Source organism: Bradyrhizobium sp. Y36, from assembly GCF_002531575.1.
In the GTDB taxonomy this organism is placed as follows: Bacteria; Pseudomonadota; Alphaproteobacteria; order Rhizobiales; family Xanthobacteraceae; genus Bradyrhizobium.
Window position 1 is genome coordinate 297,424 of the sequence record NZ_NWTI01000006.1, and the last position, 13,754, is coordinate 311,177.

At 65.1% G+C, this 13,754-nt stretch carries 10 protein-coding genes; 5 read left to right on the forward strand and 5 right to left on the reverse strand.

The genetic code is table 11. The annotated features are described in order from the left end of the window. Nucleotides 1-49: 49 nt before the first annotated feature. On the forward strand, nucleotides 50-2,317 hold the full coding sequence (locus CO669_RS13895; protein ID WP_097660361.1) for a cation:proton antiporter domain-containing protein: 2,268 nt from the start codon (nucleotides 50-52) through the stop codon (nucleotides 2,315-2,317). 155 nt (nucleotides 2,318-2,472) lie between these two features. Here the strand turns inward: CO669_RS13895 and CO669_RS13900 are convergent, their stop codons facing one another. Both CO669_RS13900 and CO669_RS13905 read right to left on the reverse strand, forming a co-directional pair. Continuing rightward, entirely contained in the window at nucleotides 2,473-5,628 is a 3,156-nt protein-coding gene (locus CO669_RS13900; protein WP_097660362.1) for an efflux RND transporter permease subunit, read from the reverse strand. Between the two features lie 12 nt (nucleotides 5,629-5,640). Beyond that, nucleotides 5,641-6,834, reverse strand: coding sequence for an efflux RND transporter periplasmic adaptor subunit (locus tag CO669_RS13905; protein ID WP_198964005.1), 1,194 nt, complete (start codon nucleotides 6,832-6,834; stop codon nucleotides 5,641-5,643). 235 nt (nucleotides 6,835-7,069) lie between these two features. On the opposite strand from CO669_RS13905, the gene CO669_RS13910 reads away from it, so the two are divergent. The 3 genes from CO669_RS13910 to CO669_RS13920 all read left to right on the forward strand — a co-directional run bounded on the left by CO669_RS13910 (nucleotide 7,070) and on the right by CO669_RS13920 (nucleotide 9,168). Beyond that, complete coding sequence (locus tag CO669_RS13910; protein WP_097660363.1) at nucleotides 7,070-7,861, forward strand: transporter substrate-binding domain-containing protein; 792 nt, start codon at nucleotides 7,070-7,072, stop codon at nucleotides 7,859-7,861. A gap of 151 nt (nucleotides 7,862-8,012) precedes the next feature. Then, nucleotides 8,013-8,192, forward strand: a complete 180-nt coding sequence (locus CO669_RS13915; protein ID WP_143278667.1) for a hypothetical protein — start codon at nucleotides 8,013-8,015, stop codon at nucleotides 8,190-8,192. Nucleotides 8,193-8,400: 208 nt separating this feature from the next. Then, nucleotides 8,401-9,168, forward strand: a complete 768-nt coding sequence (locus CO669_RS13920) for an outer membrane protein (protein WP_097660365.1) — start codon at nucleotides 8,401-8,403, stop codon at nucleotides 9,166-9,168. A 133-nt stretch (nucleotides 9,169-9,301) separates the two neighbouring features. On the opposite strand, the gene CO669_RS13925 is transcribed toward CO669_RS13920, so the two are convergent. The 3 genes from CO669_RS13925 to CO669_RS13935 all read right to left on the reverse strand — a co-directional run bounded on the left by CO669_RS13925 (nucleotide 9,302) and on the right by CO669_RS13935 (nucleotide 12,507). Continuing rightward, nucleotides 9,302-10,369, reverse strand: coding sequence for a hypothetical protein (locus CO669_RS13925; RefSeq protein WP_097660366.1), 1,068 nt, complete (start codon nucleotides 10,367-10,369; stop codon nucleotides 9,302-9,304). A gap of 88 nt (nucleotides 10,370-10,457) precedes the next feature. After that, the gene (locus CO669_RS13930) at nucleotides 10,458-11,948 is read right to left on the reverse strand and encodes a flavin-containing monooxygenase (RefSeq protein WP_097660367.1); all 1,491 of its coding nucleotides are present in this window, start codon (nucleotides 11,946-11,948) and stop codon (nucleotides 10,458-10,460) included. Nucleotides 11,949-12,057: 109 nt separating this feature from the next. Beyond that, the gene (locus CO669_RS13935) at nucleotides 12,058-12,507 is read right to left on the reverse strand and encodes a cupin domain-containing protein (RefSeq protein ID WP_097660368.1); all 450 of its coding nucleotides are present in this window, start codon (nucleotides 12,505-12,507) and stop codon (nucleotides 12,058-12,060) included. Between the two features lie 186 nt (nucleotides 12,508-12,693). Between CO669_RS13935 and CO669_RS13940 the strand changes: the two genes are divergently transcribed. Further along, nucleotides 12,694-13,719 (forward strand): AraC family transcriptional regulator, encoded by a 1,026-nt coding sequence (locus tag CO669_RS13940; protein WP_097660369.1) that lies wholly within the window; start codon nucleotides 12,694-12,696, stop codon nucleotides 13,717-13,719. Nucleotides 13,720-13,754: the final 35 nt, after the last annotated feature.

A 13,754-nucleotide genomic window follows, 5' to 3' on the forward strand; every position in this document is an offset into this window, starting at 1 on the left:
GGTTCTAGACCAGGTATCCCCGGCATCGGGGCAAGGGGGACATCACTGCATGCCATGGCGTCTGCTCCGGCCGGCTGGGCTCGCCCTCGCGGCGCTCGTGCTCACGACCATCGCGGCCGGCGCTGAAACCGGCAAGGCGGCCGGCCCGTCCGAATTCCTGCTGGTGGCGCAGATCGTGCTGCTGATTGCGGTTGGTCGGGGTCTTGGCGAGATCATGCAGCGGATCGGCCAGCCCTCCGTGATCGGCGAGCTGCTGGCCGGCATCATCCTCGGGCCGTCGCTGTTCGGCTGGCTCTGGCCGGAGGCGCAAGCCGCGATCTTCCCGAAAGCGCCCGAGCAGAAGGCGATGATCGACGGAATCGCGCAGGTGGGCATCCTGCTGCTGCTGTTGCTGACGGGCATGGAGACCGACCTCAAGCTGGTCAGGAAAGTCGGCAAGGCCGCCATCACGATCTCGATCGCCGGCATCCTCGTCCCCTTCGCCTGCGGCTTTGCGCTCGGCGAGTTCCTGCCGGATGCGCTGCTGCCGAACCCGCAAGCGCGCCTGGTGGCCTCGCTGTTCATGGGCACGGCGCTGTCGATCTCGTCCGTGAAGATCGTCGCCGTGGTCGTGCGCGAGATGAATTTCATGCGGCGCGATGTCGGCCAGATCATCGTCGCGACCGCCGTGATCGACGACACCATCGGCTGGATCATCATCGCCGTCATCTTCAGCCTGGCCTCGCAAGGGACGCTGGACCTCGTCTCGGTGGCGAAATCCGTGCTGGGCACGCTCGCCTTCCTCGCCGTCAGTTTCACGATCGGCCGCCGGCTGGTGTTCCAGCTGATCCGCTGGGCCAACGACAACCTCGTCAGCGCCGCGGCGGTCATCACCGTCATCCTGCTGCTGATGTGCGCGATGGCGATGATCACGCACATGATCGGCGTGCACACGGTGCTCGGCGCCTTCGTCGCCGGCATCCTGGTCGGGGAATCGCCGATCCTGACGCGGCAGATCGACGAGCGCCTGCGCGGGCTGATCTCAAGCTTCTTCATGCCGGTGTTCTTCGGCCTTGCAGGGCTTGCCGCCGATCTCTCGGTGCTGCGCGATCCCAATCTCTTGATGCTCACCGGCCTCCTGGTCGTGATCGCCAGCGTCGGCAAGTTCGGCGGCGCCTTCGTCGGCGGCACGCTGGGCGGCCTCAGCACGCGGGAATCGCTGGCGCTCGCCAGCGGCATGAACGCGCGCGGCTCGACCGAGGTGATCATCGCGTCCATCGGCCTGTCCATCGGTGTGCTCAGCCAGAATCTGTTCACGATGATCGTCACCATGGCGATCGTGACCACGATGGCGATGCCGCCGATGCTGCGCGCCGCGTTGGCGCGGCTGCCGATGAACCAGGAGGAGAAGGAGCGGCTGGAGCGGGAGGAATTCGAGAAGCGCGGCTTCGTCGCCAATCTCGAACGCCCGTTGTTGGCGGTGGACGAAAGCGTCAATGCCACCTTCGCCGCCCACCTCGCGGGCCTGATCGCCGGCATGCGCGGCCTGCCGATCACCGTGCTGCATATCGGCAAGAGCGCAAAAGAGCAGGAGAAGAGCCGCGACGCCGAGGAGAGCCACGAAGCCGTGGTGAAGAAGGCGGCTGAAGCGGTCGCGGCCAAAAAGGAAGAAGACACCGGCAGCGTCGACGTCGTCACCCGGGCGCGGCGCGCGGAGCTTGTCGAAACCATCGCTGACGAGGCGCGCAAGGGTTTTGACCTGCTGGTCGTCGGCATCGACAAGGTCGCCGCCACGAAGGACCGCTTCAATCGCAAGATCGAGGACATCGCCGCGGAGTTCGAAGGACCGCTCGCGGTGGTCGCGGCCAAGGGGAAGCACCTGAAGCAGCCGAACCCAGACGCCCTCAACATCCTTGTTCCGGTCTCCGGCAGCGGCATCTCCAAGCGCGGCGCCGAAGTCGCGGTCGCGCTGGCGCAAGCCGGGTCAGGCTCGCTCCGGGTGATCTATGTCGCGACCACGCGCGACAAGGGCGCGCAGCGCGGCGCCTCCCGTGGTCTCAGTCAGGAGGACGGCATCCTCAAGGACGCCAGCGATCTTGCCGCCCGCTACGACGTCGACATCACCACCACGCTGCGGGTGAACCGGGCGCCGGAAGCCGCGATCCTGCGCGAGATCGACACCACCGACGTCGATCTCGTCGTCATGGGCGTCGACCGCATCCAGGCCGATCATCTCTCCTTCGGCGGCGTCGCCGATGCCGTGCTCAGGCAGTCGAAGGTCTCGGTGCTGCTGGTGTCGAGCGGCGAGGCCAGGCAGGCTCCGGCGGAGAAGGGCTAGGGCGACGGTCTCTCCGCCGTCATTGCGAGCGCAGCGACTTGTCCGCCGAAGCCTCGGCGAAGGCGGAAGCAATCCGGGCTGTCTCCGCTGCGGCAATCTGGATTGCTTCGTCGCAAGGGCTCCTCGCAATGACGGCCTTGACCGGCAGCCGTCGCTTACTTCGCCTCGACGGCGGGTTGGACCTTCACCGTCTTCTTGCTCGCCCGCCAGTTCTCGAACCGCTGCACCACGACGAAGAAGGCGGGGACGAACAGCACCGCGAGGCAGGTCGAGGCCAGCATGCCCGAGAACACCGTGATGCCGATCGACTTGCGGGCGCTGGCGCCGGCGCCGGTGGCGAGCACCAGCGGCACCACGCCGAGGATGAAGGCGAACGAGGTCATCAGGATCGGGCGGAAGCGGGCGCGTGCCGCCTCGATCGCGGCCTCCAGCACCGGCTTGCCGTCGCGGCCGTGCAGCTCGAGCCCGACCTCGACGATCAGGATGGCGTTCTTGGCCGACAGCGCGATCAGCAGGATGAGGCCGATCTGGCAATAGAGGTTGTTGTCGATCTTCAGGCCGGAGAGGATCAGCATCGGCCCGAGCAGCGACAGCGGCACGGCGAGGAGCACCGAGATCGGCGCGTACCAGCTCTCGTACTGGCCGGCGAGCACGAGATAGACCAGCAGCATGGCAAGCCCGAACACCCAGTAGATCTGGTTCGAGACCGCCTTTTCCTGATACGACATCGCGGTCCATTCATAGCCGGTGCCGGGCGGCAGCGTCTTGTCCGCGATCTCCTCCATCAGCTTCAGCGACTGGCCGGAGGAATAGCCCTGTGCCGGCAGGCCGATCACGGTCGAGGACGGATAGAGATTGTAGAGGCTGATCAGCGACGGGCCGGTGGCCGGCGTGATCGTGGCAACGGTGCCGATCGGGATCATGTCGCCGTTCGAATTGCGCACCTGCATGTTGGCGATGTCGCTCTCGGTGACGCGGAACGCCGGATCGGCCTGGGTGTAGACCTGGAATACGCGGCCGAACTTGTTGAACTGGTTGACGAAGGACGAGCCGAGATAGGTCGACAATGCCGAGAACACCTGGTCGGTGGTGACGTGCAGTGTCTGGGTCTTGACGCGGTCGATCTCGACGTTGAATTGCGGCACCGAGGAGCGGAACGAGGATTGCACGCGTTGCAGCGCGCTCTGGCTCTGGGCGTTGCTGACCATCGCCCCGGTGATGGCCTGCAGCTTGGCGAAGTCGCTGTTGCCGTCGCGCAGCTCGACCTGCATCGAGAAGCCGGCGGCGTTGCCGATGCCCTGGATCGGCGGCGGCGGCAGCACCAGCGTGCGCGCCTCCATGATGGTCGCGAGCTTGTCGTTGAGCCCATAGACCAGCGAGCGCAGATCCTCGCCGGGCCCTTTCCGCGCGTCCCAGTCCTTCAGGATGATGTAGGCGACGCCGGCATTGGCAAGGCTGGCGCTGTTGTCGAGTGCGGAGATGCCGGCGATGGTGATGACCTGCGCCACGCCTGGCGTGTCCTTGATCAGCCCGCTCGCCCTCTCGAGCACGGCTTGCGTCCGCTCCAGCGCGGCGCCGTCGGGCAGCTGCACGGCGGCGATCAGGTAGCCCTGGTCCTCGATCGGCAGGAAGCCGGTCGGCACACGCGACAGGCCGTAGCCGCTGGCGCCAATGACCAGCAGCGCGAACGCGACCGAGATGGTGGCATGCTTGACGAGGAACGTGATCAGCCTGGTGTAGCCGCGCTCGACGCGGTCATAGACCGCGTTGAAGCCGCGGTAGAAGAAGTTGCGTTGCGCCGGCGGCACCGTCGGCCGCAGCCACAGCGCGCATTGCGTCGGCTTCAGCGTCGCCGCGTTGATGGCGGAGAGCAGCGCGGTCGCCGCGATCACCAGCGCGAATTGCGAGTAGATGCGGCCGGTGAGCCCTGCGAGGAACGAGGCCGGCAAGAACACCGAGATCAGCACCAGGGTGATGCCGACGATCGGTGCGAACAGCTGGTCCATCGCCCTGATCGCGGCGTCGTGACCGTTCATGCCCCGCTCGATATTGTGGGCGGCCCCTTCCACCACCACGATGGCGTCGTCGACCACGATGCCGATCGCGAGCACGATCGCGAACAGGGTCGACATGTTGATGGTGAATCCGAGTGCCGCCATCGCGGCAAAGGCGCCGATGATGGTGACGGGCACGGTCGTTGCCGGCACCAGCATCGCCCGCCAGTCCTGCAGGAAGACCAGGATCACGACCAGCACGAGGAGACCGGCCTCGATCAGCGTCATGTAGACCTCGTGCACCGAGGCTTCCACGAACTTGGTGGTGTCGAACGGCGTGTCGTATTTGACGCCTTCCGGGAAGCGCTTGGCGAGCTCGGCCATCTTCTTCTCGACGGCTTTCTCGACCTGGAGTGCGTTGGCGCCCGGCGACTGGAACACGCCGATGCCGACGGCCGGCTGCTTGTTGAGCGAGAAGATCTGGCTGTAGGTCTGGGCGCCGAGCTCGACCCAGCCGACGTCGCGCACCCGCGTGACGTCGCCGCTGCTGCCCGACTTGACGATGATGCTCTCGAACTGGCTGGTGTCGTCGAGCCGTCCGTTGACGTTGAGCGTGTACTGGAACGCCTGGCCCGGCGGCGTCGGCGGCGCGCCGACCTGGCCGGCGGAGACCTGCTGGCTCTGCTGCTGGATCGCGTTGATGACGTCCTGCGGCACCAGACCGCGAACCTGCAGCTTGTTCGGATCGAGCCAGACCCGCATCGAATACTGGCCGGCGCCGAACACGGTGACGTTGCCGACGCCGGGCAGGCGCGAGAGCTCGTCGCGGATGTTGATGGTGGCGTAGTTGCTCAAATAAAGGCTGTCGTATCGCGAGTCCGGCGAGGTCAGCGTCACGAACAGCAGGATCGAGGTCGACCGCTTCTGCACGGTGACGCCCTGGTTCTGCACGGCTTGCGGCAATTGCGACAGCGCGCTGGAGACGCGGTTCTGCACCAGCACCTGCGCGAAGTTGAGGTCGGTGCCGATCTTGAAGGTCACGGTCAGCGTATAGGTGCCGTCGGAGCCGCTGTAGGACTGCATGTAGAGCATGTCCTCGACGCCGTTGACCTGTTGTTCGATCGGCAAGGCAACCGTGTCGATCACGGTCTTGGCGCTGGCGCCGGGGTAGCGCGTGGTGACCTGCACGGTCGGCGGCACCACGTCGGGATATTGCGCGATGGCGAGATTGAACAGCGCGACGCCGCCGATCAGGATCATCAAGAGCGCGATGACGTTCGAGAGGACCGGCCGCTCGATGAAGAACTTTGAGATCATGGCTGGCAGCCCTTACTTGCTCGAGGCTTGCGACTGCTCGATCTTCGTCACCTGTGGATCGATCTTCTGGCCCGGGATCACCCGCAGCAGTCCCGCGATGACGACGCGGTCCTCCGGCTTCAGGCCGCCCTCGATGACGCGCAGCCCGTTGTCGACCGGGCCGATCTGCACCTTGCGCTGCTCGACGACGTTGTCGCCGTTGACCACCAGCAGATAGCGGCCGCCCTGGTCGCTGCCGAGCGCCGTATCGGGGACGAGCAGGGCGCTCTTCTCCTGGTCGAATGGAACGCGGACGCGGACGAAATAGCCGGGCAGCAGCACCCGCTTGTCGTTGGGGACGAGGCCGCGCACCGCCAGCGTGCCGGTCGATTGATTGAGGGTCGGCGAGACGTAGTCGAGCTTGCCCTCGTGCGGATAGCCGGTTTCGGTCTGCAGTCCGACCTGAATCGGGAATTGCTTCATATCGGCGGGGGTGAGCCCGCGCCGGGCCGCTTCGGCGCGGATGCGCAGCACGTCCTGTTCGTTGACGGTGAAGTTCACATAGATCGGGTCCATCGCGACGATGGTCGCGAGCTGGGTCGGAGAGGAGACGCCGACGAGCTCGCCGACCGAGACCATGTGGGCGCTGACGATGCCGTCGAACGGCGCCGTCACCTTGGTGTAGCCGTAATTGACCTGGGCGAGCTTGGTGTTGGCCTGCGCCTGCTGCAGATTGGCCTGGGCGTTGTCGCGTGCCGAGGTGGAGTTGTCGAGCGTGGCTTGCGACACCGCCTGGCGCTGCACCAGCTCGGCCTGCCGCTTGTAATCGGCTTCGGACTGACGGACCGAGGCCTGCGCGCCGACCTCGGCGGCCTGCGCCTGTTCGAGCTTGAGCTTGTAGGTCTCCGGCTCGATCGTGAAAAGCTGGGTGCCCTGCTTGACGAAGCTGCCGTCCTGATAGTCGATCGATTGCAGAAAGCCCTGCACCCGCGCCACGAGATCGACGCTCTTGATCGGCGCGGTGTTGCCGGTGGCCTCGATGTAGCGCGTGACCGGGCGCTGCACCGGCGTCGCCACGTCCACCTTGGGCGGCGGCGGTGCCACGAACGTGTTCTTGTCCTCGCAACCCGTCAGCGCGACCACGGCCGCCGCGGCGGCCAGCGTCCGCCCGGCCTGTCTCCACGCTTCATTGCGCCGTGCGGGAGATGCGGGATTCGATGCGGTCATTCGGTAGCCCCCGAGTATCGTCTGTCGGTGCGGCAGGCTACCAACAAATGCCCGGCCGTGGAACACCATAGCCATGGCAGTCGCCGGCCTTGTGCTGCACGGGGCGGTGTGGCCTTTGACAGATTTGTCATGACAAACTGCTTTTCACCGGGCGCACGATCGACCAGAATTGTGTCAAAGGCCGCGCGAGCCGGATAGAACGGCCGGGAAGAAGAAAAGGTGAGGAGACCATGACATGCCAACGCCATTCCGGCCGGTCCTCGCCGGCCTCGCTCTCGCTGCGATGGTTGCGATGCCCGCGTTAGCAGACGGCTTGAAGGACGAGATCGCACCGACCGGCAAGCTGCGGGTCGCGATCGCCATCAGCCCCGCGGGTGGGGCGTTCTGGTCGACCAAGACCGAAGCCGGCTATGCCGGCGTTCCCGTTGATCTCGGCAAGGCGATGGCCGCCCAGCTCGGAGTATCAGTCGAATATGTCGTGCACCAGAATTCCGGGCAGATCACCGACGCCGCGTCAAAAGGCACCTGGGACGTCACCTGGCTCCCGAGGGATCCCGAGCGCGAGACCAAAATGATGTTCGGCCCGATCTACGAGGTCGCGGACGCCACCTATATCGTCAAGCCCGGCTCCGCCGTCACCAATTTCGCGACGCTCGACCAGCCCGGAATCAAGGTCGCGGCCGTCAACGCCACGACGACCATGCGCGGCGCGATCGCGCATCTGAAGCATGCGAAGGTCACGGGCTATCAGACCTACGACGAGATCTTCGACCTGCTGAGGAGCGGCGAGATCGACGCCTTCGCGCTGTCGCGTGATCAGCTCAACAAGATGGCCCAGAAGATCCCGGGCACCAGGGTGCTGGACGAGACCTTCAAGAAAACGGTGACGGCCGTCGCCGTCCCGCTCGGTCACCAGAAGGCACTGGGGTTCGTCACCAAGTTCATGACCGAAGCCACGACCAACGGCACGCTGCGCAAGGCCTATGACGATAACGGCCTGAAGGATTCGCCGATCCGCACGGAGTAGGTTTGAGTGGGGTAAGACGCGCGATCGGTCGCCCTGCCTTTTACTGCCGTCCGCAGGATCGCTTCGCTTTGGCGCGAGTTCTCTAGGTCCCGGATTGGATGTGATCCAAGACCGACTTCCTCTCGTTCTAGTCACCGAGGGAAGCTGTGCTATGAACCAAATGCTTGCGAAGATCTGCCAGGAAATGGCCGGCCGGGTGCTCGAACTTCAGCGTGGCCTCAACACCCCCGAGCGGCGGCTGGAATTGGCCGATGAACTTCAGGCCACGATCGAAAAGTACCTCGCGTTCGAAAAGCGAAAGAACCGTTTTTCGGTGCGGAAGGACAGATAGCGCCGCCTCAACCAAAGCTGAGTTCCGGAATGTTCGGTACGTCGGCGCCATCCTTCATTGATTTAATTACACTTTTTGGTCTGAACGTTCACGACTGGGAGGAACTCTCCTGTCCTAACGTCGAGCACGCCCGTGTTTTCACGGCTACAGCGAAGCCCCGCTCAATGGTGTCTAGTTGTTACGGCATTTCAGCCCAAGGGGATTAAACATGAAAAAAACAATGCTTGCCGGTGTCGCTGTGGCGGCACTGGCGTTGAGTACCCATGCTCACGCCGCTGATATGGCGGCAAGGCCCTACGTTAAGGCGCCGCCCGCGATCGCGGCGGTTTACGATTGGAGCGGCTTCTACATCGGCGGCAACGGTGGATACGGCACCAGCCGCAATTGCTGGGACTTCGTGAGCTTTGCAGGTATCCCCGCGACCGCAAGCGAGGGATGTCACGACGCAGACGGCGCCGTCGCGGGCGGTCAGGTCGGATATCGCTGGCAGTCGGCGTCCTGGGTGTTCGGTCTGGAGGCGCAGGGTGATTGGGCCGACTTGAACGGATCGCGGGTGTCGTCGCCTGCCTTCGTGTTCGCGCCGGGCGACCTCACCATCAATTCCCGGGTGCGCGCTTTCGGTCTCTTCACGGGCCAAGTCGGTTGGGCTTGGAACAATGTGCTGCTGTATGCGAAGGGCGGCGCGGCCGTGGTGGATAGCCGCTACACCCACACCTTCACGGCGACCAATGCGTTGATCAACTCCAGCAGCGATACGCGATGGGGAGCTACCGTCGGCGCCGGCGTGGAGTACGGTTTCGCTCCCAATTGGTCGGTCGGCGTGGAATATGATCACATCTTCCTCGATCGTCGGACCCTGGGCTTTGCGGCCGCCCCTGCAGGGGTTGCCACGACCAACAGCATCGGTCAGGACCTCGATATCGTCACTGCGCGGATCAACTACCGCTTCGGCGGGCCGGGCTTGACGCGTTACTGACCATTGGTCCGGCCGCGGATTTTGTCGTCATTGATCCCGGCGACGTGAAAATGGAGAGGAGGGCGGCCGATCAAATCGGTCGCCCTTCGCACGAACGGACCAGGGCAAACCGGCAAGGTTACCCGGCGCGACACTACCGCCCCCTGATCTCCGCGTATTTCGCCATCGCCTTCTCGAACTTCCGGTTGAACAGAAACATCGCCGCGAGGATCTCGCGGAAGCTGGCGGACGTGCGCGCGCGGTCGGCCTGTCCGAACGCAAAGATACTGTTGTTGCGCAGGTGCTTCATGATCGTGGGGCTGGACACCCTGTAGTTCAGGAGATCGCCGGATTTGAGCGCCGACCGCGTCGGGGTCGGCACGATCTGGATCAGCTCGAACAGCTTCATCTGGTCGATCGCATCAGGCAGCGTCTTCACGATGGCGGGGATCTCGCGGAAGACGTCCGCATGGGCGTTCATCAGGCCGTCGCGCACGTTGGTCCAATGGGTGAAGCGGAGATCGGTGCCGCGGGCGCGCGCTTCCTCCTTGTCGTCGCGCGCGCTCAAGGTCGGATCGATCGCGGCGATCTCGCTCTTGATGGCCTGCCATTTCCTGTGGCCGTTGCGATCCTCGGAGGGGCCGGTCTGGAAGCTGCCCATATAGGTGTTCGAGCGTCCGTTGCGGACGTTCTGCTTGCCGTTGGTCTCGGCAAAGAACAGCCCGAGGCTGATACGCCCTGCAGCGGCGGCGTGCTCGGGTGCAAGGCCCTTGGCGCGCGCGATCACCGTGCCGAGATCGACGACGTCCTTGAACGGCGTCGGCGAGCTCTGCGCATTGGCGGGCGGCGCCTCCATGACGTCGAAGAGTCCAGAATATTCGTCGATCAGTGGCTCGATCTCGGCATCGAAATAGGCCGGCGGAATCTCGAACTTGTTGGGCTTGCCGATCCGCGACGGCATGGCGTCGGTGAGGTCCTTGTACGAACTGATCACCGCAACGCGCGCCAGATAGAGCGCCTGTCCCGGCAGGTTCGGCAGCGGCTCCTTCGCGTCGATCTGGCGTCGCCGCTCGGCGAGGATCGATTTGAATTCGGCAAGCGCCTTGTCATAGGCGGCGAGCGCCTCGGACTGCCGGGCCGTGAGCGCGCGCTGTTGGCCGGCGGCGGGCGCTGCGACGAACAACGCAACAGCCGCAAGAACTGCGAGACGTCTGAACCCCATGGCCGTTTCCCATCGATTCGCTGGCCAGGAGATCGTAAGCATCAGGAGCGCGGGCTGGCGAGACGCAAATCCCGCTCAGCCGCAATTCCTAGGCTGCCCGGTAGTCCGGCGCCGTCGCCAGGAATTTCGCATAGGCATCCGCATCCGGCGGCTGGAAGCGCCCTTTGAGGCCGCCGCGCTTCTGCTCCTTCGCGCCGATGTCGGCCATCAGCTCGTCGAAATGGCGGTAGTGATAGGGCGCAACGCACAGGCCGCCATAGACGCCCGCGGCCGGCCGCTCGACGCGCTTGAAGTGCAGCATCATCTCGATGTTGTCGCGCATCGCTTGTGCCGTCGGCTGGTTGGCGAGCTGGCCGTCGGCATAGCGCACCAGCCAGTTGGCGGCGAGGTCGGCGCAGAGCACGGTGCAGAACGAGGAGTTGAAGCCGACGAAGCCGAGCTCGGGAAGGTCAGGATTGGCGATCAGGCGGTAGAGCCGGTACTGCCCGTCGGCATCGACCAGCTTCTGCCTGTAGGCTTCGGGCAGGAACGGCACGCCGAGCTTGTAGCCGATCGCGAGCACGGCGACGTCGGCCTTGATCCGCTCGCCGCCGCTCGTCACGATGCTGTCGCCGTCGTAATGATCGAAGGTGCCGAACACCGCCTTGATGCGGCCGTCGGCGACCATCGGATAGAAGCCGGGCGTTGCGATCGGCACCGAGCAGTTGACGCCGTCCTCGATCCGCTCCTTCGGCACCATGTTGCAGCGGCCGAGCTTGAGCTGCGCCTTCAGCAGACTCTCCAGCCCGCGCCAGTTCGCCCACACCAGCGGCGCGGCGATGCGATGTGCGAGCCGTCCCATCGCGCTGATGCCCCAGCCCGGAAACATCTCCTCCTGCGCGCGGATGTAGAGGATGCGCTTGAAGTTCACGAGCCCGCCGATGAAATAGGGGATGCGCCAGACCGGCTCGCGCATCACGATGGTGACCTCGCTTGCGCCCGATTTCACCGCGTTGACCGCGATGTCGGTCGCGGACTTCGAGCCGCCGAGCACGACGACGCGACGGCCTTTCGCCAGCGCCGGATCGCCGTATGTCGACGAGTGCAGGATCTGGCCGCCCTGCGCCAGAAAGCCGTCCTCGCCCAGGCAATGCAGCTCGCGTGGCTCGTTGAACTGGCCGGTGCAGACGGCGACGAAATCGAAATCCTCGGTGGTGCTCGCGCCGTCCTTGCTCTTCAGCGTCAGCGACCATCCGGGGCTGCCGTCGGCGCGGCGCGCCATGCCGGCGACCTCGGTGCCGAGCCGCAGCATGCGATCGAGGCCAAAGCTCCTGGCGTAGTCGGCAAGATAAGCATGGACCTGCGGCCCGGTCGGCCATTCCGGATAGGCTTGCGGCATGGCGCGGTCGGTGTAGCGGTAGAGCTCCTTCGGGCTCTGCGTCTGCACGTCAGGATAGGAGCGCGCCGGCTCCCAGACGCCGCCGAGATCTCCGCTGCGCTCGACGATGCTGACGCGGTGGCCGCGGGCAGAGAACGCCTTGGCGGCAGCAAGGCCGGAGACGCCGGCGCCGATCACGCAGACATGCTTGGGACTGACCATGGGTTTGCTCGCAATCGATGTGTTGTCCGCGCGCAAGCGGCCACGTTCGGCCGCAAAGCGCGCGGCCGGCGTTGCTGCAAGCAGATGAAGGTGGACGGAAAGCTTTCGCCTAGTCGTTGGCTTCGGGCGGCAGGAAGTCGACCTCATGCAGTGCCGAGATGCGCACGACTTCGGCAGGGTCGGTCAGATTGTGCAGCTGGTCGAACAGCGCCTCCAGCTTCTGCATCGGCGAGACCCAGAACAGCGCACGGCACGGCTTGTCGGACTTGTTGAAATAGCCGTGCGGGATGCCGCGCGGCATGCGCACGAGATCGCCGGCGTGGGCCTTCACCCATTTGCCGTCGAGCTTGAGGTCGAGCGTGCCCTCCTGCACCAGGATGAACTCGTCCTGGGTCGGATGGATGTGCACCGGCACGAACTGGCCGGGATCGCTGTTGGTCTCGAATGCAAAGGTGGAGTCGGTGACAGCCTTGGGGAAATAAACCTGGCCCAAAATGTTCCAGGTCTTGCCGCCGTAGCCTGTGCCGTTGGCGGTAATGCCTTTTTCGAGTGCAGTCATGTCGCGCTCCCATGGATTCCGGCGAAGATGGAGCTTGGGTCAGCAGGGGAGCGCTGTCTATCCGCTAAACGAATCCGGCGGCGGTTGCTGCCGTGCAGCACGACAATTTTGCCGGCGCGGCTCTTCTCGGCTCGCGGGAGTTATTATAGGCTTAAAGCAATTCCGTGACGCGAAGCGTGGTCGACGATGTCCGCAGCCGTGCTGGAAATGAGCGCAAGGACGTCCGCAGCCGAACGGCTCGCGGATTTCGCCCGCGTCACCACCGACGACGTCGACGAAGCGGCCGAAGAGATCGGGCGCATCTTCTGTCCGCACGATCTCGAGCCGGCAAAGGCGCGCGCCGCCGGTTTCTCGGCCCGGCACAATTGCGCTGATTTCGACGGCTTCTCCATCAACTACGTCGCCTATGGCGGTTCGGTCGGCATCGATCCCGGCTGCCTCGAGCGCTTCTTCCTGGTGCAGGTCCCGCTCACGGGCACGGCCCATATTCGCGCCGGCATCACCGAGCTCGAGGCTGCACCCGACCGGACGGCGTCGCTGCTGTCGCCGACGATCCCGACCCGGATGATGTGGCGCGACTGCGCGCAGGCGATCCTGCTGCTCGACCGCCGTATGGTCGAGCAGCGCGCCGCGGCGCTGTCGGGCAGGGCCTCTGGCACCGTCGAGTTCGATCCCGTGATCGACCTGGAGGCGCCGGCCGGGCGGGCTTTGCGGTGTAGCCTCGTCGAGCTGATGACGCTCGCCGAGCGTCTTGGTCCTCCGGGCGCGTTGTCTCCGCTTGCAATGGCCGACTGGCGCGAGCTTCTGCTCGATCATCTGCTCAATGGCCAGCGCCACGGTTTGTCGGATGCGATTCACACCTTTTCGGGCCGGGCCGAGCGGCTGCCGCGCGCGCTCCGCAAAGCGCGTGACCATCTGGCGGACAACGCCCGCGAGCCGCTCGATCTCGCGCAGCTCGCCTGCGCTTCCGGCATCGGCATTCGCGCGCTTCAGCTCGGCTTTCGCCGTCACTTCGGCCTGTCGATCTCGCAGATGCTGCTCGACATGCGCCTTGCCGGTCTGAACGCCCGGCTCGCGCAGGGATCGCCCGATGCCTCCATCACCGACATCGCCTTCGATCTCGGCTTCACCCATCTCGGCCGCATGGCCGGCGCCTACCGCGAAAAATTCGGCGAGACGCCGTCGGCGACGCTGCGGCGAAGGATGAGCTGAAGCTTGGATTATCGTGGTGATCGGCCTCCCGCGTG